We start from the raw sequence: 19,600 nt of genomic DNA, 5'->3' as shown, positions 1-19,600 counted from the left end.
GTTTTCTGCGCCGCTACGTCGATAGGTGTCATGTCCCACACAACGTTCGGATTTCCTGGACGTATTTGCCGATGACTATGCTCTCGTCGAACTCGTTCTCCATCTTGGAGCGCCCTGCGCGACCCATCGCGCTGCGAGCCTGAGGCGAAAGTTCAATCACGCGCTCCATTTTGTTCTGAAGGTCCGCTGCATCACGCAAACCGCAAATGAAGCCATTGACGCCATCATCCACGGTCTCGCGGCAACCGGGGGCATCGGTAGTGACAATCGGCCGACCGACAGACGCGGCCTCGAGCAGGGTGCGTGGCGTGCCCTCGGGATAAGCCGAGGGCAGCACGATGCAGTCCGAGTCCACGATTTCCTGAACTACGTTGTCCGAATAGCCCAAATATTCGATGTCACCTGCATGTACCCAGTCATCCATCTGCGCGCGCGAAATAGCAGCCGGATTGTCGTTGTCGAGAGAACCCAGCAGGCAAAAGCGCACATCGCCATGGTGGTGGCGGATAGCGCGTGCGGCTTCCACGAACTCGCCCACACCCTTGTCCCACAACATTCGCGCGATAAGCACAAAGCGCAAAGGTGCGCCACGCCCTGCCTCAGGTAGCGGAGTGTAGGCGAATTTCGTTAAATCAACGCCAGAGCCAGGCAATAGGTCGTGCTTATCGTGCCGGACGACGCCGTTGCTGATAAACAGCTCGCGATCGTCTGGGTTTTGGAAAAAAACCATAGCCGCTTGCTTTAAAGCCATTTGATAGAGGCCCTTGGCGACTCGTGTCACTAAATTGTCTGACACAAAGACCGTACCCAGTCCCGCAATGTTGTTGATCGTGGGAATGCCCAGCCGGTGCGCAGCGAGTGAGCCATAGATGTTCGGTTTGATCGTATAGCCAAGGTATACATCTGGGCTAACTTGCTGCAATGCCTCCCTAAATCGACGGTAAAGAATGTAATCCGACACTGGATTCTTGTTCATTTTCATAGGCACGTCTATATGGGAAGCACCCATTTTCATCAGCGACGCGGTGTATTCATCCTTTGGTGCCACGATGACAACGTCATGACCCTCTTTCTGGATTGCCCGAATTAGATTTCTGCGTGCTTGCCACACGTAATGCGATGTATTTGCGCCTATTGCAATTTTCTTATTATTATTCAATGAGTTGAAATCCCAAAGTTTAATCTGACCCGGTCCCTTGTACGGGCAGCTTGGGTGTAGAATCCGTTCCTGTTTTTTCTTGTGAATAGGTTGTGGTCAAGGCCTGTTTGGCGGGATCTTTGCGTACCTCAAGCCAAACAGGTCGTGTGGCGCGGTTTAGATTGGTATCGGATGAAAGTTGCGACTGGGTTTTCTGTCTGACACAGGACGTTCAGTGTAATAGTGAACGGCCAGCAAGAAAACGAACAATGGGACTTTGTGGCGTAAACCGACACCTGGCGTATATGACGAGATGCCAAACACGACGTGGCAAATCAAAATGGCAGAGATCGCCACAAAGAAGGGCGCTAACCTCAACTTCCAACACAAGAAAACGCACAACACTGAAAAGAGTGCGCTGATTGCACCTATTGCTAGCGAAATCGCGCCCGCGTCGGGCGCAAAGAACGGGAATGTGAATTGTAGTACCGCAAGAGCCACGCCATTCGCTTCATATGGAAATCCACTTACAAGCAGCCACCCTGCGTAAGAGGTATCGCCCCTTTCCGTTGCAATTCGGAGCTTTGATTCAACAGCTGACAACGCGGCATCAGGCCCTGAAAAAATGTAGGCTTTGGAGACAGACGCAGCAAATAGGTCCCAATAAACAAAAAACAGCAAGGCGGCAGAAAGCAAAGCAATCAGAATTAATTTGAGATTGCGTAAGAAAACTGATGCTACAAAAAGGTTACCGGGGTGCGCCAACACAAGTGTAAAGAACGCGACCACCGCAAGCAAAGACGATCTAACTGATTTTGCGGGCGACTGAAGGAAAGATGGCGGTTTCATGGAAATGAAAGCGATGTAGATCGCCAAAATGCAGTAGGTCCACTCGCCCATACCGCTTGCTGTTTGGTAAGCGGTATACGTCAATGCGATCATGAAAAAGATATTCGTCCTGAACGCCCCGGCCATATCAAAGCACTTCTTGTGTAACTTAAAAGCAAACCATCCGAGCAAGACTGGCCATAACGGCCCCAGGAACGTGCTCATGAAACCTAAAATGTATGTATGAACTCGATCACCGCACAGCAAAATGTTGAATTGACACGAGTTAACTGTGTCAACGTATGCAATCGTGTCCGCCACGGGGCCAATGAAAATACCGGCTGCCGCAAGCAACTGGACCATAAGTGCGGCGAGGACAATGAGGAGAAGTCTGGCGCTCACGACATAATTTTGGGCCACCAAATACGCGACTAGGGCGGACATGTAGCCAAAGGCCATTAACCCGAAAGACAACTATTATACCTAGCCTAATTGCATATTTTTACTAACCAACAACGCTGGTTCGGCCTCGCACTATCAGCCTGAATGACACTTGGCAAGTTTCGGCAAAGCGCTTCCGGTGTTAGGGCGTACCAAGCGGCGGAATCTAGGTTTCACAGGAAAACGTCTTACTGTGAACATCGCTGTCAAACTTAAAAAGAACACGCCATGTTCCGAAACGTCATCAAACCTGCTTTCGCGGGGGAAGCCCGCAGGTATGACACAAAACAAAACTGGATATCGAGGCCAGGACTATCTTCAAGAGGAAACGCTAGGTCGTACTCTTTGGAGGTTGGTTCACTGGCGGCCACGTTGAAATCTTGTAGGCGCAGGATCGTAAAGAATTTCTGAGCTGCGGGGACGCGGTGGAAACACTTTTTGCAAAGTGCGTGAAGTAACTTACGCATTCGAAATGAAGATTAGCCCATCGGGTCGGGCGCACAAATCATCCAAGGAGAAAACTAATGGCAGACGATTTCGCAGATCTCCGCGCCGGTCTGGATAGCCCTCAGGAACATCACGCCGCAGTCTTCCCAAGCGATACCGTTGATCTCCCCAACGTTACTCGGGCGCTGTGGGTCGGAAATGGCGGCAATATCACAGCAACCACGATTTTTGGTGAGACGGAAGTCTATGAAAACGTCCCAAGTGGTACTCTTCTGCCTGGGCGGTTTACTCGGATTCACGCGACCGGTAACTCAGCAAGCAGCATTTTGGCTCTCTGGTGATCTGATATGATCAGTCTAGGGCTTTCAATCACATCACTGGCCGCGCGGTCGCGGTATGGCACCGCGTCACTGAATCTGGTGGCTAACGGCAGCTTCGAAGCGGAAACAACTGGCTGGGCACCATTCAGTTCAACTACACTTGCAATAGAAGCCGGAAGACTGCGTGTCATTGCTGGGGCGGCGGCAATCAGGGTTTCTCAGGACGTCAGCGCTCTGGTACAGGGTCAGCAATACCGGTTAACCGCTGATATCGACGCATCCGCTAGCAATGGAACCGTCACAGCTCGTATCAACAACACTGTCAGCACAACCGGTTCCCTCGTCGTTCTCAGTGTCGAGGCCGGGCAATCCGGTACTTTTGAGGCAAATTTTACCGCACGCGCGGAAGATGACGTCCTGCTGTTCAACAACACTCGGGGGCTTGGCGACTACTGGCTGGACAACATCAAGATTGAGCCGGTCTAGTCACGTCAGCACTGACAACAAATAGGCGGCTAGCGCCACGACGATGAAAATCACAACCACAGACGGTGGGTTACCGATGTCCAAGGGTTTTTGCTAGATCGCCCCGGCCTGGTACGCAAGATCTAACCCTGCTGCCAGCAGATAAGGCTACAGTGTCGATGCGTATTGTGACCCTAGGCTGGTTCGCCTACGTCCATTGTGAACCAAGTCCTGACAGACCTGCAGTCGCCCGACCCATGTGGTCGGGCCCTTTATTTTTGGAAGTTGTCCACAATTTGTGTTCGTAAATTTCGCGGTGCTGTAAAAGGCCAGTATCGTTTCACCTTTTGAGTGGACAATGCCCTTTGCCTTTATCGGGCCATCAGCAAAACGGTAAGACTGGTGACTTCATGCCGTCAAAGCGCCGGAACAAGGCCATCGCGACGAAGTTCTTCTCCCGCTCCTTAGATATGAACGGCCTACCACGCAAATTTGTTGTCGACAAAAGCAGTACCAACACAGCTGGCACCAATTCCACAAACAAGATGCTGAGGGGCCTTGGATACCCAATCCAGATCGAGATGGTCGACATGATCCGAAACCTGTCCTTTCAAACAGTTCGCGGAGTTGGCCGCTTAACTCGCCGGTACTAAGCTATCGCTGTGGTCAGTTAGTACTTCGCAACAGAACCCGTTTGGGCATCACAGCACGCGTGAAAGGAATGCCTTGGTGCGTGGTTCGTGTGGTTGGGAAAAGAGCACCTCGGGCGGGCCCTGTTCCAGGATGCGTCCGGCATCAAGGAAACACACTTTGTCTGCCAGCTCACGTGCAAAACCCATTTCGTGGGTGGCTAGTACCATGGTCATACCCTGCTTTCGCAGGTCCCTCAGCACGTCCAGAACCTCGCCTACCAGTTCGGGATCCAGTGCGCTTGTAATCTCGTCAAACAGCATGATCTGCGGTTCCATCGCCAGCGCACGGATGATAGCCACTCGCTGCTGCTGGCCGCCCGATAGCTGGTCTGGATAGTGCTCCATCCGGTCGCCCAACCCAAAGCGCGTGAAAAGCTGGGTCACCCGCGGGCGCAGGTCGTCTCTGCTCAGCCCGCGTACACGACGTGGCGCGAGCATTACGTTCTCTGCCGCTGTCATGTGAGGAAAGAGGTTGTAGCTTTGGAAGACTATGCCGATCTGTTGACGCACCGGCTGTGGGTCCAGTCCCGGTTCAGAGATGTCTTTCCCGTCCAGCCAGATCTCGCCGTCATCGATGGGTTCAAGCAGGTTCATGCAGCGCAAGAGTGTGGATTTGCCAGAGCCTGAGGCGCCAATCAGGCACACCATCTCGCCCTCAGCTACATCCAGGTCAATGCCCTTGCACACCTCGTGATCATCGAACCGTTTCCGCACCCCGCGCAAGGATAACTTCGCTGTCATGTACGGGCCCTGTTCTGCTTGTTCATAAGGTAGTCCGCATACCGCGTTGCTGGTATGGTCAGCGCAAGAAAGATAAGCGCTGCGCCCACATAAGGCGTAAAATTGGCATAGAGCGATTTGTAAACACCAGCCTGACGGAAAATCTCAACCGGGCCGATAAAGGACAAAAGCGCCACGTCCTTCTGCAAAGCGATGAACAGGTTCATATTTGCAGGAACGACGTTTCGTATGGCCTGCGGCAGGACCACATAGCGCATGGCGTCCTGATCACTTAGCCCCAGCGAGGCCGCGGCGGATCGCTGCGACTGATGGATAGAGTCAATGCCCGAGCGGATCACTTCGGCCACATAGGCCGAATAGACCAAAACCAGCGCCAGCGTGCCCCAAATGTAGGGGCTGTTCCAGGGCCTCGGCAGGCCCAACCCGGGCACGCCAAAGCCAATAATGTAAATAACAAGAACCACTGGCAGGCCACGGAAGATGTCCGTATATGCAATGCCGAACAGCCGCAGCGGAAAAAGTGCTGGTGCGCGCGTGTCCCGACACAGCGCGATAACCAGACCCGTGATCGCGATAAGCGGTGCAGACCACGCGAATATCATCACGTTCATCAGAAAGGCTTCGAGCAATCCGGGAAACGTCTCGGCGAAGACCCGGCCGTTAAAAAACGAGCGTTGTACGGCCTCCCAACCGGGGGCGAGCGGGACGAGGACGACGATGGCAAGAGCCACGCTGACCACTGAAATCAGCGCGATGCGATTTGAGCGACGCCGTACCTCAGCTTCATAAACCTCGCGACGCGTGGGCGTCGCGGCAGGGCGCTCAACCGAGTCTTTTTGCAATGACGTTTCTTCCATCTATTCGATGACCGGTACACCTGTAGCCTCGGACAGCCATTGGGTTTCAATCGCGGCAAGCTCGCCGCTTTCGGTCAGTTCTGTGATGGCCGTGTTGACGCAGTCCTTCAACGCATTGCCCTCTTCCATCAAAACGCCGAACTGATCAGGACTTTCGGATTGCCCCGCAGGGAACTGACCAAGCAAAGCACCGTTTTCGACCACGACAGCCGACAGATAGAGTGCCGTAGGCAGGTCATAAATTGCGGCATCGATCTGGCCAGCCATGATGGCCGCATTCACATCAGCATTGTCGTTGTAAAGCAGCGGTTCACTAGACGGCTGGATCACGTCGTTAAGCATCGGGATCGCTGTCGTCGTGGCCACAGCGCCCCACTTCAATTCCTTGAGGCCGTCCAACGTCGCTTCTGCGCCGGAATCGACAACGTTCTGGGTGGTCAGAACCGCCATGGCCGAGGTGTAATAGGGCAGGCTGAAATCAACCATTTCTTCCCGTTCGGGAGTGATCGAGTACTGCTGCATGTTGAAGTCAAAGTTCTTAGCGCCGGGCTGAATCGCCTCGTCAAAACTTGTACGAACCCAGGTGACATTGTTCTGGTCGAAGCCCATTTTTTCGGCGATTGCATAAGCAACGGCGGCTTCGAATCCTTCGCCGCTTTCGGGCGCGTCATTCATAACCCAAGGATAGTAGGCCGGATTACCTGTTGCGATTGTCAGGGTGCCTTCTGTCAGGGTCTTGCCTTTGGCGCAGGTCCCATCGCCCGCAGCAAGCACTGAGGTCGTCGAGAAAAGTAAGGCCAGAACTGGGCCAGCAATCAGTTTCATCAATCTTCTCCCTGTTTTTGTTTGGTCACAGGTTCTTATGCGCAGGGGGATTTGTCTAGGTGTTTGATCCCGCAGTGTGATGTCGGGTTTTCTTCGTTCGTCAGGACCTTTGCAATAGAACCAACACAAATATGTCGCAGCGGCTTTGTCAGGTTGTTCGTGGTTTGCAGCACAGGGCTATCTGAGTGGCGTTCAGGGGTTCAGTTCGCGCGTGTAATTTTGCCAAATATCAAAAGCATCAGCTCGGGCGTGACGATAAGAACTGGCAGAAAGGCGGTGGCATTTTGGGCGGAACAATGCGGCGATTTGGTCATGAGGCGCCAGAAATCTCTGCGCCTGTCCGGGTGACTTGAACCGCCCCATGATCTTCTCCTGCTGGCGGGTGTGTTGATGCGAGGCTTCGGCTCGGTTGTTCAAGCCCTTGTTCTGGCGATGCTCGATCCCCGGTGCAATCTCAGCTATTGCGGCGGCGTAAGACCGAAGCTTGTCTGTAACGAGTAAGCGATAAAAAATACTTTCAGGGGATGTTGTGGCGGGCAGCGCACTGCCCACCACCTCTTACCAAATGCTTAAGCATTCTTCTTTGCCATGGCTTTATAGATAACGCCGCCAAGGATTGCACCGATGATCCAGGCGTAGCCTGACAGTATGCCAAGGGCCGGGACCCAGACCGTGGCGACCGAAAACACCGAGGCGACGCCGAAGGCAATCAGAGCCGAGTCGTTCCAGCCATTGCCATAGTGGTACTCGCCCCCTTGCATGTTGTAGAGGTCATCCCTGTTCAGCTCTTCTTTGCGGATCATGTAATAGTCGACAATCATGATTCCGAAGATCGGAGCCAGTGTTGCACCCAGTGTATTCACGAACCCAGCGATGCCGATATTCGAGATTATGGCCGTCCACAGGCCACCGATGACCAGTGCAAAGACTGATGTGGCCAGGCCTGCCTGACGGAAGCTGATTTTCCCAGGTGCAAGGTTGGCGATGCCGTTCACCGCAGGGATGAAGTTCGCGACAAGATTGATACCTACCGTAGCGGCGAAGAAAGTGATGGCGGCGATAATGCCCAGCAGAACGCTATCGGTTTTTTCAACGATCTCGGTCGGGTTGATGATCTCCTCACCGAAGACTACGGCTGCACCACCGGTTGTCAGCAGCGCCAAGGCCGAGAACAGGATCATGTTCAACGGCAAACCAGCTAGATTACCCGCCTTCATAGATGCCTTGTCTCGTGAATAGCGCGAGAAGTCCGAGAAGTTGATCATCACAGCCGAGAAGTAGGCAACCATGGTGCCGAAGATCGCGATAAAGCCTTTGACCTCAGATCCGAACGTGCCTTCGGGATTGGCGAAGATCGTTGCCGTTGCGCTCAGAAGCTGCCCGTCTGAGCGCTGCCAGAGAACAATCACAAGGCCGATCATTACCGCATAAACGAAAGGCCCAGCGAAGTTGAGGAACGTTTCGACCCAGCCCATACCGCGCCAGAAAATGACGATGTGAAACACCCAGACGATGAAGAAGGCGAACCAGTCGATACCAGTCAGGCCTAGCATCTCGGCCCCGCCATCCGCGCCGGTGATCGAACGGATCAGAAGTGACAGGGCGGTTGAGGCGAAATAGACCTGAACGCCGTACCAGAACACCGCGACTGTGGCCCTTAACACCGCCGGGAGCTTGGACCCAGCCGTACCCATACTGGCGCGCGCCAGAACCGGGTAGGGAATGCCGTATTTCTCGCCTGGTGCACCAGACAGATTCACCATCCACATGACGAACAGCCCGGCCACAATAAGCGCCAGAAAGGCGGTCCAACCGCCAACGCCGTATGAAATGAACAGCGACGCGACAAGTGAATACCCAAACAATGATTGAACATCGTTGGCCCAGATGTTGAAGATCGCAAATGCGCCCCATGTTTTTTCATTGGGCGATACCGGATTAAGCGTATCGCCTTCCGGATCTGTTGTACCTGCGCTTTCGACAGAGGTTGCTGTAGTTACCATTATTTCCTCCCGTTTTGATACGGGGGTAAGCCCCCCGGAGTTTGCGACAAAAGTCGCCCTTCGCTTCAGGCATCCCACCCGAACCGTTGCAGTCGCAGGGTTGCGACGTTCAATCCCATTTCAGCTTTTGTCCGGGACAAACCTTCCCTGTCCGACCACGCGTAGCGGTGATCGGCTTCTCTGCCCTCGGGCATCGAATTGGCTAAAGTCTCAGCCAGTCAACGCTTTGCAATTGCCCAGTAGAACACACCTCCGAATCCTGCGCCGATCACCCATGCAAAGCCCGAAAGTGTGCTCAGCATTGGGACCCAGACTGTGAGAACGGAAAATATGGCCGGAAGGATGAATGACACGATTGCCGCCATGTTCCAGCCATTGCTGTAAAAGTAAGGACCATCCCGCGCAGCCGAGAACAGCTGATCAACATCCAGATTGCCAGATTTCACCAGATAAAAATCGGTGATGATGATGCCGTAGACTGGGGCCAGAACGGCCCCAAGCGTATTCACAAAACCCAGAATGCCGATCTGGCTGATGGTCGAAACCCATAAACCGCCTATCACCAGCGCATAGGCCGAAGTGATGATGCCGGCGACCCGGAAGTTAATCCGGCTGGGCATCAGGTTGGCAAGGTCATAAGCAGGTGGGATAAAGTTTGCCACAAGGTTGATCCCAACTGTGGCGGCGAAGAAGGTTGCCGCAGCCAAGAGCGTCAACGGTAAAGAATCGATCCGCGCGATGATTGCCGTGGGATTGGTCAGCGCTTCGCCCCAGATCGCGACGGTTCCTGCTGTGACGATCAGAGCAATCAGAGAAAAGAATGCGATATTGATCGGCAAGCCTAGCAGGTTGCCTTTGCGCATTTCATGTTCCGAGCGCACGAAGCGCGAAAAATCACCGAAATTGATCACCACAGCCGAAAAATAGGCGATCATCGTTCCGACCACCGCCGCAAATGCACCTAACTGACTGCCTTGATAACTGCCGGTTCCACGAAAGATGGTTCCAAGCTCGCGCCACAGGTCGTTACCAGCCTCAATCCAGATCATGACGGCCAGCGCCACCATCACTGCATAAACGAATGGCCCTGCAAAATTGAGGAAACCCACAATCGGATCTATCCCGTTCCAGAACAGGGCAATCTGAAAGGACCAAACCGCCAGAAAGGCAATCCATTCAATAGCACTGAGGCCAAGAAAGACGGGTGGTCCCTGAGTGCCGATCAACGCGACCATGGCAAGTGCAAGTGCGGTTGAAGCGAAATAGGTCTGAACACCATACCAGAAGATTGCCACCACGGCGCGGATTAAAGCTGGGAAGTTTGCCCCTCGCACACCCATACTTGCGCGGGCCATGACCGGGAAAGGAATGCCGTATCTGACACTCGGCTTGCCGATCAGGTTGACCAGTCCCATGACGATGAACCCGGCCAAAACAATGCCCGCAAACACAGTCCATCCGTTCAGCCCATAAGTCAGAAACAGTGAGGCGGCCAATGTGTATCCGAACAGTGATTGCACATCATTGGCCCAGACATTGAACAACTCAAACCAACCCCAATCGCGCTTTCCAACAGGCACCGGTGCCAGATCCTCATTGTAAAGGCTGGCATCTCTGGGCGCTTCTGTAAAAGAATGCTGCATTGAGTCCCGGTCACTCGCTAAGGCGATTGTCATTGCACAGGTTCAGCGCTATATTCGTGCAGAACTGCGTGCAAATAAACGTTCATAATTGCGTGCATAAGTCAAGAACTTACTGTGGAACCAATTCTACGAGATTGATTTAGAATGGTAAAAATCGGATATGCGCGGGTATCATCGAAATGGTATCGAAGTGAAGTTCAACTAAGCGAGCTGAAGCGCCAGGGATGTGATCGTATCTGGAGTGATACCACACAAGACGGCAATGACCGGGGAGAAACACTGGAAACTTTTCTGGCGGATGTGTCCGCTGGTGATGTAATCGTGGTTTCGCGCCTATCTGCGATTGCGGACTCCATCGCTGAACTGGTCAACCTGTTGCGGCAAGTTCATGAAAAGGGAGCTGCTTTCCGATCTATGTCCGAGCCTTGGATCAACACTGAAGGCGGACGGGCGGAAACAGTTCTGGATGTGTTGTCCGGCGTCATCGACTATGAACTCGGGCTGGCCGATCTGGAAAGCCGTACTGTCGAAGACCGACCCAGATCCTTCGGCCTGAGCAAAGGGCGTCCCAAGAAACTGACTGCAACGGAGCGCGAAGAGGCACTTTCCCTGCTGTCTATGGGCAAAACTGCCGCAGAAATCGGAAGGATGCTGGGCGTAAGCAGATCAACAATTTCGCGACTTAAGAACATGCTGCCTGAAACGGGTTAACTTTTATTTCAATTTTTCACTGATAATTTGATGACGAAGTCGAGAGACAGTTGACCACAATCCGTCTCCAAGGGAACAGCCAAATTAGCCAGGAATGATAACGATCATTTTTTCCACAGACAGCCATTAGCACAAGCGCGGCGAATTCTCGTTTGGTTACGTGTCTTACTTTTCTGACCAGGCTGCGTTGAATTTGCCGTTTCGTTTCCGTTCAATTCGACATCTGCGAATGACCAGATCGACGACACGCGCTGCGCCGCAAAAACAAAAATACCGCAACTACGCGCGGATACTGCGTCAGCAAGCACCCGAAATGAATCGGCGGCAAAATCCCGCGATGTCTAAATTTGTTAGTAGGTAAATTATGCGCTTGCAGCGAATGACATTAAAGCGGGCTGCGACCGCAATAACTTGCCTGGGTGTTCAATGTCCGGTAGGGGCCGGCCACTTCTAGGAAAGATTGACGTGTATTCACGCTTCCTTATCGTTCTCAAGCATCGCGATCACCTCTATCTCAATCACCATGTCTTCGTAGACCAGATTGGGTACCGGAATGCCTGTCGTGGCTGGGCCAGGTGCGATGTAGGAATTGGATCGGATCAGAAGGTTTTCGTGTAGCGCTTCGGCCGAAGCGCTGCCTTGATAGAAGGTGGTGACTTTGACCACATCGTCCAGAGTAGCGCCGAATTCATCCAATACTCGAGCCACATTCTCCATTGCGATACGGGTTTGGGCGACCATGTCGCCAGGTTCCAGAACCTTTGCCTGCTTATCCAGTGCCACCTGGCCGCCCACATGGATTAATTGGCCGGAGCCGACTCCGTGTTTGTAAGGCATTGCAGTGGTCCAATTCCAGTGCCCGTCAGGCCAGGCATGACGGATGTGGTGCGCTTCCGGGGCGCAGGCGGTAGCAGCGATGCGTGTCGTCAGCCCGTCATGGGGAAAGGACGGCACAGGAATGCCGGTGGGCGCCGGGCCGGGATTAGGGAAATAATCGGCGCGGATGCAGGCCGAAACTTCCCAATCTTCTGCTGTGCCGTCGCCAAGATAGAACGCGTTGACCTTGACCACATCCTGCATCCCTGCGCCTGCGGCCTGAAGTGCTTGGGAGAGACGCTCCATCATCAATCGGGTTTGCGCCACGATATCGCCGGGATGGGTGACTGATCCGTCGGCGGAGCGGGCGGTCATGTCACCGGTAAAGATCATGTCGTTGCATTTCACCACATGCGAGAAGGCTTTAGGCAGGGGTGATTGGGCATCGAGATGGTAATTCTGACGGGGCAGAGTGCTGCCATCAGGCGCGCGCATGGCGACGCCTTCAATTTCGCACAGCATGTCAGGGTAGCAGAGTTCAGGCAGGTTGATCAGATTAACCACGGGTTTGACTTCATTTCCGATGATGTCTACCAGAAGGTTCAGCATCCGGGCCTCATCACTCGCGTCACCGACGTAATAGACAACCAACCGCACCAGATCGGTGAAACCCACGCCAAGGTCAGTCAGAAGATCCTGCATATAGGCCATCGAATTACGCACCTGCGCATCCAGATCGCCGATGTTGCGTACGGTTCCCAGGGTATCCAAATCCACTTGCCCGCCAGTAAAGATCATGTCACCCGCACGCACTGCGTGGTGGTGAGTCAGCTTTATTGGCCAATTCCAATGTCCCTCGGGAAAGCTGTATTGCCTGGTCATTGGGCGCTCCTGGCTGTTTGATGCCTGTAAGAGCGCAAGTAATCATGAGGCCGAGGGTCTGGCCAGTGGTTTGTGAAACACGCATGTGACGATAGCACAATTGTGCAGTTTGAGCCCATGTCGACCGATGCTGCGCACTGCGTGAACGATCGGATTACGTAAACATCACCACCTTCATCAGGATGCTATTGAGGCATAGCTTCCATCTTCGCGATGTACTTCACGCCCGCTGAGCGGCGGATTGAAGACGCAGACAAGTCGCAGATCAGCCTCTGTTGCACGCACCAAATGTCGGTCATGTTGGTCCAAGGCATAGAGGGTAAATGGTTCAAGGGAATGCCATGTTTCTTCACCTGACGCTCTGATCTGCCCCTTTCCTTCGATACAGTAGCACGCCTCTAAATGATGCGTGTACTCAAGCTCAAGCTCGGCACCGTTTTTGATGACCGTATCCGTGAGCGAAAAACCCATTCCATCAGACGCCAGCAATAACCTTCTGCTGTTCCAGCCCGGACCAGAAACATCGCGATCTGTTCCAAGGGTTTCACTGAGTGCTGTAACAATCATACTTCCCCGCCTCTTTGCTATCGTACCGCCCGGTTCATCCCGCCGTCAGACAGTATGCTCTGGCCATTAATATACCGGGCGCCATCGCTGGCAAGAAACACGCAAGCTTGCCCAATTTCCTCAAATGTTGCCGGCCGCTGAGCAGGGATTTCCCGGCGTGCCCGCTCAGACAGGTTTACGTTTTCGCAGAATCCGGGGAGCAGGTTGTTCATGCGAATGTTATGCCGTGCATAACGATCCCCACAAAGCTTTGAGAAACTATGCAGGGCACCGCGCAACATGCTCATCGGATAAGGGGCTCGCGGCTCGATTGTGTTCATGGACGAGATGTTTACGAAAGCACCGCCGCCCTGTGCGATCAGTAAGGGTGTGACGATACGGGCAATCTTGACGACGTTCAGCACATACATGTCCAGGCTTTCGTGCCACAACTCGTCGCTGAGTTCCAAAAGCGGCCCGTCAAAGTCGGGATCAAACCCTACCGTCTTTATGGCTTCTGGCACCGAGCCACCGTGGCCCATATTGCTGACGATTGCATCAATTCGTCCATATTTGCTCATGGTGTCGTCGATCATCGCTTGCAGATCATCAATATCCAAAACAGAGCCGCGGCGGCCAATGCCTCCAAGCTCTTCCGCCAGTTCGACCGAGCGATTGGACGGAGGCATCAGCGAAACTTTGTAACCTGCCTTCGCCATCTCAACGGCGCAGCCCCGGCCAATGCCTTGTCCCGTTCCTGTCATCAGCGCGACTTTGATTTCAGGCATGGTGTCTCCTTTCTCTAGATGCAGAGTATGTGAGAATTTTTGTGCTGAAAGCAGTGTATTTTCTTGGAATTAGGTAAACCTATCGAGTTTCATGAACATTGATGTTAGATTTTCTCACATCGTGGAAAACCTCAGACACCTTCGTGCCCTTCAGGCCTTTGACGAAACCGCAACCCACTCCAGCCTGACCAAGGCGGCGGATGTGCTCAACGTCACTCATGGCGCGATCAGTCGGCAAATCAAGCTGCTGGAACTGCATCTTGGTGTGACGCTCTTTCACCGCCGCCCCAATGGCGTTGAACTGACGAAAGCCGGAGAACGCCTGCATCAATCAACTCGTGGGGCGTTTTCGGCGTTGCAGCTGGGCGTGATGGAGGTGAAGCGATTGCATCACCGCCAGTCGATTACGGTGTCGCTGTCCACATCGCTGGCGCTCAAATGGCTTGTTCCGTTGCTAAGCTCGTTTCAGCAAGAACATCCGGGTATCGCATTGTTGTTGGACACAAACGATACCTTTGCGGATTTCGAATCCTCCGAGGTCGATGTCGCTTTGCGTTTTGGGCAACCAGGCTGGGACAGGCTATATCATGAACAGATAAGACAAGAGGAATTGATTGTCGTGGCCGCGCCGTCTCTTGTTGAGAAAGCCCGATTGCCAATGCGCGCCCAGGATGTGGCTGACCTCCCGCTATTGCACGACGCCTTCAACGTCGGATGGGAAAGCTGGGCTGCGCAAGTTGGTTTGAATGCCAATCGGATCAACGCGCAGAGCATCAAGTACGTGGACAGCGCTGTTCTTTTGGAGGTCGCGATTGACGGGCAGGGCGTGGCACTAGCAAGGCATCTCTTGGCGGAAAGGGACTTGAAACTTGGACGGTTGATCCGCCTTGATAAAAGCCGTGTTCCATTGGATCGTGGGCTCTACTTCGTCTGCCGCCCCGGCGATCAGGAGCGGGTCACGGTGAGAATTTTCAAGAAGTGGCTCATGTCGATTTGAGCTCTGGGTTTCAATTGAAGCCCGGGAAAGCGGTCATTGGCTCGCGCTCTGCATAGGTCCGGATCGTCCGCGATCCATGTATTCTAAAAGATCGAGTTATTGCGATTGTAGCGAATACCTGGAAAGCGGGCTGCAACTGCAGTATGGACGTATGTCCTTGGAAGTCTACTTAGGGCTGAAACTTACCTAATGCTGCGTGGTGCGCTAGTCGGTGCGGTGGTGCGCTTAGCTGAACTTGGGTGTCTGCGGAGATTCAAAGGGGGAACAACCTTGCTTGGGTGCTGAATTCGACCGGGTGATTTCTTTGGCCAAACTCCCTCAAAAATGATGGAGATTTTATCGTGTCGCTCCGGCACGTAAATGACGGAGCGAGGCGGCAGGCTCAGCTTAGTTGCCGTTGGCTTCGGTCCTAGCATATTCGGTAAGAATCAATTCGAACGGACCTTCGGTGGCAACTGCATCCTCATAAACGAGAAATGGTCCCAACTCATCCTCAGCAATCCAGATCGTGCCGTTAACATGTCCATAGATACCCATGCGGAAAATCCGGAAAATGCGCGTCGGCGTGGACCGCTCACTGTATCGTCTGCGCAACCTGGTCGAACGATGCTTCAACAAGCTTAAGAACGCTGGCGTGTCGCAACCCGCTGCGATAAGACTGCGGAAAGTTTCCTAAGATTCATCGATATCCGACGATCCGCCTCTGGCCTCGCCATTTGTCAACATGACCTAACGCCATGAAGATCAATGATCCAAAGTTTGCAACAAATCCCGTCGCAGGTGCTGTTCTGTGGATCAACAGCTCAGACGGGTGACAGAAAAAGATACACGCTGTCTCAGTGTGGCCCCTAAGCACCGGTGCCAGTGAACTCGTCAAACGCTTCCAGCGCTTTTGCGCCAAAGGCGATCGAAGGACCGCCGCCCATATAGCCGATCATCTCCAATGCTTCGCAAAACTCCTCGCGGGTGGTGCCGAGCCGGACAAGCGATTTGGTGTGAAACCCGATACAGCTATCGCAACGCGTCGAGATTGCGATGCCCAGGGCGATCAGTTCCTTGGTCTTTTCATCCAGCGCGCCATTGCGTTTGGCGGCTTTGGACATCGAGTTGAACCCCTCGAACATACCCGGCGCCTGTTTCTGCAAAACGCCTATACGTCCCATTGTTTCAGTGAGAAATCCGCTCCAGGACATCGTGTCTTTCCTTTTCTTGACTGGTTCTGTTAGCTGGCAATATGCGATTGGAAGAGATGACCTGGACCGAGGTCGAGACATACCTCAAGACCCAAAAGGGAGTTATTCTGCCGACCGGGTCTGTCGAACAGCACGGGCCCATCGGTCTGATCGGTACGGATGCCATTTGCGCGCGCGAGATCGCCTGGGCTGCGGCCGATATTGCCGGCGCGGTAGTGGCACCCGAACTGGCTTACGCCCCTGCGCCGTTCAACATGAGTTTTCCTGGCACCGTCTCGCTGAGCGCCGGTCTCTACTGCGATCTGGCGAGAGAGGTTATGGAAGGGCTGGCCCATCATGGATTCTCGATGATCTATGTTTTGAACGGCCACGGTGCCAACGTTGAGCCCTTGCGGAAGGCGGCACACGACGTAAGTGCGACAATCCGAATTCGGAGCTGGTGGGACTTTGACCGGGTCAACAAGCTCCGACGTGGCTACTACGGCGACTGGGAGGGTATGCACGCCACCCCATCCGAGGTCGCGATTACACAGGCCACCCATCGCGTTGTTCAGGCCGGAGACACGAGTCCTCCGCGCAAGCTTTCTGCCGAGTACATCGCGGCCCACGCGGGTGATCGCCATGGGCCACCCGATGAACATCGGCGCGACTTTCCCGATGGGCGCGTCGGGTCCTACTCTGAACTGGCCCGACCAGAACACGGACGTGAACTTGTCGATGCCGCGGCGCGGGCCGTCGCCGCGGATTTCGCCTACTTTATTCATTGATCAGCGGCTTTCGTCCGATCTCATTTTTCGTTCCAGCCAGCGCACGAAGAAGCTGATGATCAGGACGAGAACAAGATACTCAAAGATCAAAAGCGTATAGATCTCAAGCGGTCGGTATTCCGTTACGACCAACTCGTTGGCACGGCGCGTCAACTCCTGCATCCCGATCACCGAGGCAAAGGCGGACATCTTTACGATATAGATGAACTGGTTCGCCAACGGGGGTAGAATCCGCTTGATCGCCTGCGGCAGGATTACATACAGCATCGTCTGGCGGTAATTCAGGCCAACAGTCTTTGCCGCTTCGGTCTGACCCTTGTCAATCGACTGGATGCCCGAGCGGTAGATCTCGGCGGTGAAGGCACTATCCGAAATGGCCAGAGTAATGATCGCGCCCCAGAACGCGTCTATGCTGATATTGATACCGATTGATTTCAGAACAACCGGGAATCCATAAAATACCCAGAACAACATCGGCAGGAGCGGTATGGCGCGGATGAATTCAATGTAGACCCTGCTTGGTAACCGCAGCCATCGGTTTGAAGACATGCCCGGCAGGGCAACCAGAAGCCCGATGGCCATTGATAGAACGGCGGCAATCAACGACAGGCTGATCGTCGACCAGAAACCCGACAAAAGAAATCGGATGTTGTTCTGACCCGTTTCTGTCGAGGGGTTGACGACGTACCATCCCCAGTTGCCCGAAGAACTACAACCGGCGAGAATAACAAGCGCACAAAGAGCGACAAGCGTTGTACGTTTCATGTGATACCCCTTAGTGCTGAAGGATCTGGCTGAGGAAAAGCTTGCAACGTTCTGATTTAGGTGCCTCAAAGAAATCTTCGGGTGTACCTGTTTCAATCACTTCGCCCTGATCCATAAAGATCATACGGTCCGCTGCCTTGCGCGCGAATCCCATCTCGTGGGTAACGCAGATCATCGTCATTCCCTCTTGGGCAAGATCCACGATCACGTCGAGCACTTCCGAAATCATTTCGGGGTCTAGCGCCGAGGTGGGCTCGTCAAAAAGCATGATCTTGGGCTCCATGCAAAGTGAGCGTGCGATGGCGACCCGTTGTTGTTGACCACCGGAAAGTTCGGTTGGCCGTTTGTGCGCCTGATCAGGAATCCGGACCCGTTCGAGATATGTCATTGCGCGTTCTTCCGCGTCCGATTTCGACAGGCCACGCGCCTTGATTGGTCCTAGCGTCAGATTTTGAAGAATTGTCAGGTGTGGGAACAAGTTGAACTGCTGAAACACCATGCCAACCTCGGATCGGATTTCCTCGGCGGCCTTTTTGTCCGTCATTTTGATCCCGTCGACCGTGATCGAACCGGAATCATGCTCCTCCAGAGAATTCACGCATCGTATGAGGGTTGATTTGCCGGAACCCGAAGGTCCGCATACAACAATTCTTTCCCCTAGCGCGACATCCAGATTGATGTCTCTGAGCGCGTGATAGTCTCCGTACCACTTATTCAAGTCCCGGATTGTGATGACCGGCGATGCATCTGACATAGACCTGCCCCTTTGAGATTGTTAGCGTAAGACTAGCTTTGCCTTCAAATTAAAACTATACAAAATATGATAAATACAGACATAAATCTGGTTGCGAACGCGCGAACAAAAGGGGAGGAAGCGATGAAGCTGCTGAAATCAATGGGCCTGGCCGCGGGTCTTATAGTTGGAATGCTCACAGGGGCGGCCAATGCCCAATCGGCCCTGAATGACATACTGAACAATGGGGTGCTGAAAGTCGGGACAACCGGCGACTGGAACCCGATGTCCGTCCGGGATCCGGCAACCAACGCCTACAAGGGATATGATATCGACGTCATGACCCAACTCGCCGAAGATTTGGGCGTGGAGCTTGAATTCGTGGCAACGGATTGGAAGACCTTGGTAAACGGTGTCGTTGCCGGGAACTATCACATTACAGGTTCTGCCTCGATCAGCCCGCCCCGCCTGAAAGCTGCCGGGTATTCGAATAGCTATATCTCAGTTGAAATCTATCCCTTTACCACTGAAGAACAGGCCGAAAAATTCTCGGATTGGGACTCGATCAACAAAGGGGAAGTCAAGGTTGCGACCACCTTGGGGACGACATTCGAGAAAAGCGTCCGCGAGTGGTTCCCTGACGCTGATATCAAGGTCGTTGAGGCACCGGCACGTGGGTTCCAGGAGGTTCTGGCAGGGCGCGCTGATGTTTTCATCACATCGAATATCGAAGGTTCGACCCTGCTCGAAAAATTCCCGAACCTGCGTCAGATTGAAGTAACCGAGGCGCGTGCGCCAACACCGATCGCGATGCTGATGCCCCAAAGCGATCAGGTATGGATCAACTACGTGAACAGCTGGATCGAACTGCGTCAGGCGCAGGGGTTCTTCGCGGCGACCGCCGCAAAATGGGGCCTGTAACGTTCTGACTTTGACACTGTAAAAGGCCCGCTGCGATAATCAATCGGTGGGCCTTTTCTGTGCGCTACGTCAGTAATCGAG

21 protein-coding genes and 2 pseudogenes are annotated in these 19,600 nt (G+C 53.7%); 7 read left to right on the top strand and 16 right to left on the bottom strand.

Features of this window, described 5'->3' with window-relative positions; genetic code table 11:
• Positions 1-28 precede the first annotated feature (28 nt).
• Both AC2FIO_RS17370 and AC2FIO_RS17365 read right to left on the bottom strand, forming a co-directional pair.
• Positions 29-1,111: a glycosyltransferase family 4 protein gene (locus AC2FIO_RS17370; RefSeq protein ID WP_432653530.1), complete on the bottom strand. Its 1,083-nt coding sequence runs from the start codon at positions 1,109-1,111 to the stop codon at positions 29-31.
• 204 nt (positions 1,112-1,315) lie between these two features.
• The gene (locus tag AC2FIO_RS17365; RefSeq protein WP_282170301.1) at positions 1,316-2,410 is read right to left on the bottom strand and encodes a hypothetical protein; all 1,095 of its coding nucleotides are present in this window, start codon (positions 2,408-2,410) and stop codon (positions 1,316-1,318) included.
• Between the two features lie 521 nt (positions 2,411-2,931).
• Between AC2FIO_RS17365 and AC2FIO_RS17360 the strand changes: the two genes are divergently transcribed.
• Both AC2FIO_RS17360 and AC2FIO_RS17355 read left to right on the top strand, forming a co-directional pair.
• Positions 2,932-3,195, top strand: a complete 264-nt coding sequence (locus AC2FIO_RS17360) for a spike base protein, RCAP_Rcc01079 family (protein ID WP_496699200.1) — start codon at positions 2,932-2,934, stop codon at positions 3,193-3,195.
• 6 nt (positions 3,196-3,201) lie between these two features.
• Positions 3,202-3,660, top strand: a complete 459-nt coding sequence (locus AC2FIO_RS17355) for a carbohydrate binding domain-containing protein (RefSeq protein WP_496699198.1) — start codon at positions 3,202-3,204, stop codon at positions 3,658-3,660.
• A gap of 680 nt (positions 3,661-4,340) precedes the next feature.
• Here the strand turns inward: AC2FIO_RS17355 and AC2FIO_RS17350 are convergent.
• From AC2FIO_RS17350 to AC2FIO_RS17320, 7 genes and pseudogenes are all read right to left on the bottom strand, one after another.
• Positions 4,341-5,072: an amino acid ABC transporter ATP-binding protein gene (locus AC2FIO_RS17350; protein WP_282121067.1), complete on the bottom strand. Its 732-nt coding sequence runs from the start codon at positions 5,070-5,072 to the stop codon at positions 4,341-4,343.
• Positions 5,069-5,929, bottom strand: coding sequence for an amino acid ABC transporter permease (locus tag AC2FIO_RS17345; RefSeq protein ID WP_282121066.1), 861 nt, complete (start codon positions 5,927-5,929; stop codon positions 5,069-5,071). Before AC2FIO_RS17345 ends, AC2FIO_RS17350 begins: the two co-directional genes overlap by 4 nt.
• On the bottom strand, positions 5,930-6,754 hold the full coding sequence (locus AC2FIO_RS17340) for an ABC transporter substrate-binding protein (protein ID WP_496699196.1): 825 nt from the start codon (positions 6,752-6,754) through the stop codon (positions 5,930-5,932).
• A 192-nt stretch (positions 6,755-6,946) separates the two neighbouring features.
• Positions 6,947-7,258, bottom strand: a pseudogene (locus AC2FIO_RS17335) (DDE-type integrase/transposase/recombinase); the annotation flags it as partial.
• A gap of 65 nt (positions 7,259-7,323) precedes the next feature.
• Positions 7,324-8,757, bottom strand: a complete 1,434-nt coding sequence (locus AC2FIO_RS17330) for an NCS1 family nucleobase:cation symporter-1 (protein WP_496699195.1) — start codon at positions 8,755-8,757, stop codon at positions 7,324-7,326.
• Between the two features lie 65 nt (positions 8,758-8,822).
• Positions 8,823-8,951, bottom strand: a complete 129-nt coding sequence (locus tag AC2FIO_RS17325; protein WP_496699193.1) for a hypothetical protein — start codon at positions 8,949-8,951, stop codon at positions 8,823-8,825.
• 24 nt (positions 8,952-8,975) lie between these two features.
• The gene (locus AC2FIO_RS17320; RefSeq protein WP_282170308.1) at positions 8,976-10,400 is read right to left on the bottom strand and encodes an NCS1 family nucleobase:cation symporter-1; all 1,425 of its coding nucleotides are present in this window, start codon (positions 10,398-10,400) and stop codon (positions 8,976-8,978) included.
• A gap of 144 nt (positions 10,401-10,544) precedes the next feature.
• Between AC2FIO_RS17320 and AC2FIO_RS17315 the strand changes: the two genes are divergently transcribed.
• A complete protein-coding gene (locus AC2FIO_RS17315; RefSeq protein ID WP_282170309.1) occupies positions 10,545-11,111 on the top strand; it encodes a recombinase family protein in 567 nt (188 codons plus the stop codon).
• Between the two features lie 471 nt (positions 11,112-11,582).
• On the opposite strand, the gene AC2FIO_RS17310 is transcribed toward AC2FIO_RS17315, so the two are convergent.
• The 3 genes from AC2FIO_RS17310 to AC2FIO_RS17300 all read right to left on the bottom strand — a co-directional run bounded on the left by AC2FIO_RS17310 (position 11,583) and on the right by AC2FIO_RS17300 (position 14,143).
• The gene (locus AC2FIO_RS17310) at positions 11,583-12,809 is read right to left on the bottom strand and encodes a RidA family protein (protein WP_282170310.1); all 1,227 of its coding nucleotides are present in this window, start codon (positions 12,807-12,809) and stop codon (positions 11,583-11,585) included.
• Between the two features lie 177 nt (positions 12,810-12,986).
• A complete protein-coding gene (locus tag AC2FIO_RS17305) occupies positions 12,987-13,376 on the bottom strand; it encodes an ectoine synthase (RefSeq protein ID WP_282170311.1) in 390 nt (129 codons plus the stop codon).
• 17 nt (positions 13,377-13,393) lie between these two features.
• On the bottom strand, positions 13,394-14,143 hold the full coding sequence (locus AC2FIO_RS17300; RefSeq protein ID WP_496699192.1) for an SDR family oxidoreductase: 750 nt from the start codon (positions 14,141-14,143) through the stop codon (positions 13,394-13,396).
• Positions 14,144-14,264: 121 nt separating this feature from the next.
• Here AC2FIO_RS17300 and AC2FIO_RS17295 point away from each other — a divergent pair, with 121 nt between their 5' ends.
• The gene (locus AC2FIO_RS17295) at positions 14,265-15,140 is read left to right on the top strand and encodes a LysR substrate-binding domain-containing protein (protein ID WP_282170313.1); all 876 of its coding nucleotides are present in this window, start codon (positions 14,265-14,267) and stop codon (positions 15,138-15,140) included.
• A 387-nt stretch (positions 15,141-15,527) separates the two neighbouring features.
• Here the strand turns inward: AC2FIO_RS17295 and AC2FIO_RS17290 are convergent, their stop codons facing one another.
• Entirely contained in the window at positions 15,528-15,677 is a 150-nt protein-coding gene (locus AC2FIO_RS17290; protein ID WP_282170433.1) for a hypothetical protein, read from the bottom strand.
• Between AC2FIO_RS17290 and AC2FIO_RS17285 the strand changes: the two are divergent.
• Positions 15,670-15,868 (top strand): annotated as a pseudogene (locus AC2FIO_RS17285) (IS5/IS1182 family transposase); the annotation flags it as partial. The gene AC2FIO_RS17290 and the pseudogene AC2FIO_RS17285 sit on opposite strands and share 8 nt — an antisense overlap.
• A 120-nt stretch (positions 15,869-15,988) precedes the next feature.
• On the opposite strand, the gene AC2FIO_RS17280 reads toward AC2FIO_RS17285, so the two are convergent.
• Positions 15,989-16,333 (bottom strand): carboxymuconolactone decarboxylase family protein, encoded by a 345-nt coding sequence (locus AC2FIO_RS17280; protein ID WP_282121064.1) that lies wholly within the window; start codon positions 16,331-16,333, stop codon positions 15,989-15,991.
• Positions 16,334-16,374: 41 nt separating this feature from the next.
• Here AC2FIO_RS17280 and AC2FIO_RS17275 point away from each other — a divergent pair, with 41 nt between their 5' ends.
• The gene (locus tag AC2FIO_RS17275; RefSeq protein ID WP_496699190.1) at positions 16,375-17,100 is read left to right on the top strand and encodes a creatininase family protein; all 726 of its coding nucleotides are present in this window, start codon (positions 16,375-16,377) and stop codon (positions 17,098-17,100) included.
• Here the strand turns inward: AC2FIO_RS17275 and AC2FIO_RS17270 are convergent, their stop codons facing one another.
• Both AC2FIO_RS17270 and AC2FIO_RS17265 read right to left on the bottom strand, forming a co-directional pair.
• Positions 17,101-17,865 carry an amino acid ABC transporter permease gene (locus AC2FIO_RS17270; RefSeq protein WP_496699189.1) on the bottom strand — a complete coding sequence of 255 codons (765 nt, stop codon included), beginning with the start codon at positions 17,863-17,865 and terminating at the stop codon, positions 17,101-17,103.
• Positions 17,866-17,875: 10 nt separating this feature from the next.
• Positions 17,876-18,619, bottom strand: coding sequence for an amino acid ABC transporter ATP-binding protein (locus AC2FIO_RS17265; protein ID WP_496699188.1), 744 nt, complete (start codon positions 18,617-18,619; stop codon positions 17,876-17,878).
• A gap of 123 nt (positions 18,620-18,742) precedes the next feature.
• On the opposite strand from AC2FIO_RS17265, the gene AC2FIO_RS17260 reads away from it, so the two are divergent.
• Positions 18,743-19,519, top strand: coding sequence for a transporter substrate-binding domain-containing protein (locus AC2FIO_RS17260; protein WP_496699187.1), 777 nt, complete (start codon positions 18,743-18,745; stop codon positions 19,517-19,519).
• The last annotated feature ends 81 nt before the right edge of the window (positions 19,520-19,600 follow it).

Source organism: Ruegeria sp. CDSB086 (assembly GCF_059611065.1).
Note: the sequence above shows the minus strand (reverse complement) of the source record. Positions and strands in the feature narration are given on the sequence as shown.

Excerpts from the sequence above, each read along its gene's own strand:
- AC2FIO_RS17305 (WP_282170311.1), bottom strand. The coding sequence starts at position 13,376 with ATGATTGTTACAGCACTCAGTGAAACCCTTGGAACAGATCGCGATGTT.
- AC2FIO_RS17350 (WP_282121067.1), bottom strand. The coding sequence starts at position 5,072 with ATGACAGCGAAGTTATCCTTGCGCGGGGTGCGGAAACGGTTCGATGAT.
- AC2FIO_RS17345 (WP_282121066.1), bottom strand. The coding sequence starts at position 5,929 with ATGGAAGAAACGTCATTGCAAAAAGACTCGGTTGAGCGCCCTGCCGCG.
- AC2FIO_RS17290 (WP_282170433.1), bottom strand. The coding sequence starts at position 15,677 with ATGGGTATCTATGGACATGTTAACGGCACGATCTGGATTGCTGAGGAT.
- AC2FIO_RS17280 (WP_282121064.1), bottom strand. The coding sequence starts at position 16,333 with ATGTCCTGGAGCGGATTTCTCACTGAAACAATGGGACGTATAGGCGTT.
- AC2FIO_RS17355 (WP_496699198.1), top strand. The coding sequence starts at position 3,202 with ATGATCAGTCTAGGGCTTTCAATCACATCACTGGCCGCGCGGTCGCGG.
- AC2FIO_RS17365 (WP_282170301.1), bottom strand. The coding sequence starts at position 2,410 with ATGTCCGCCCTAGTCGCGTATTTGGTGGCCCAAAATTATGTCGTGAGC.
- AC2FIO_RS17315 (WP_282170309.1), top strand. The coding sequence starts at position 10,545 with ATGGTAAAAATCGGATATGCGCGGGTATCATCGAAATGGTATCGAAGT.
- AC2FIO_RS17360 (WP_496699200.1), top strand. The coding sequence starts at position 2,932 with ATGGCAGACGATTTCGCAGATCTCCGCGCCGGTCTGGATAGCCCTCAG.
- AC2FIO_RS17325 (WP_496699193.1), bottom strand. The coding sequence starts at position 8,951 with ATGCCCGAGGGCAGAGAAGCCGATCACCGCTACGCGTGGTCGGACAGG.
- AC2FIO_RS17320 (WP_282170308.1), bottom strand. The coding sequence starts at position 10,400 with ATGCAGCATTCTTTTACAGAAGCGCCCAGAGATGCCAGCCTTTACAAT.
- AC2FIO_RS17270 (WP_496699189.1), bottom strand. The coding sequence starts at position 17,865 with ATGAAACGTACAACGCTTGTCGCTCTTTGTGCGCTTGTTATTCTCGCC.
- AC2FIO_RS17260 (WP_496699187.1), top strand. The coding sequence starts at position 18,743 with ATGAAGCTGCTGAAATCAATGGGCCTGGCCGCGGGTCTTATAGTTGGA.
- AC2FIO_RS17265 (WP_496699188.1), bottom strand. The coding sequence starts at position 18,619 with ATGTCAGATGCATCGCCGGTCATCACAATCCGGGACTTGAATAAGTGG.
- AC2FIO_RS17310 (WP_282170310.1), bottom strand. The coding sequence starts at position 12,809 with ATGACCAGGCAATACAGCTTTCCCGAGGGACATTGGAATTGGCCAATA.
- AC2FIO_RS17275 (WP_496699190.1), top strand. The coding sequence starts at position 16,375 with ATGCGATTGGAAGAGATGACCTGGACCGAGGTCGAGACATACCTCAAG.
- AC2FIO_RS17300 (WP_496699192.1), bottom strand. The coding sequence starts at position 14,143 with ATGCCTGAAATCAAAGTCGCGCTGATGACAGGAACGGGACAAGGCATT.
- AC2FIO_RS17340 (WP_496699196.1), bottom strand. The coding sequence starts at position 6,754 with ATGAAACTGATTGCTGGCCCAGTTCTGGCCTTACTTTTCTCGACGACC.
- AC2FIO_RS17330 (WP_496699195.1), bottom strand. The coding sequence starts at position 8,757 with ATGGTAACTACAGCAACCTCTGTCGAAAGCGCAGGTACAACAGATCCG.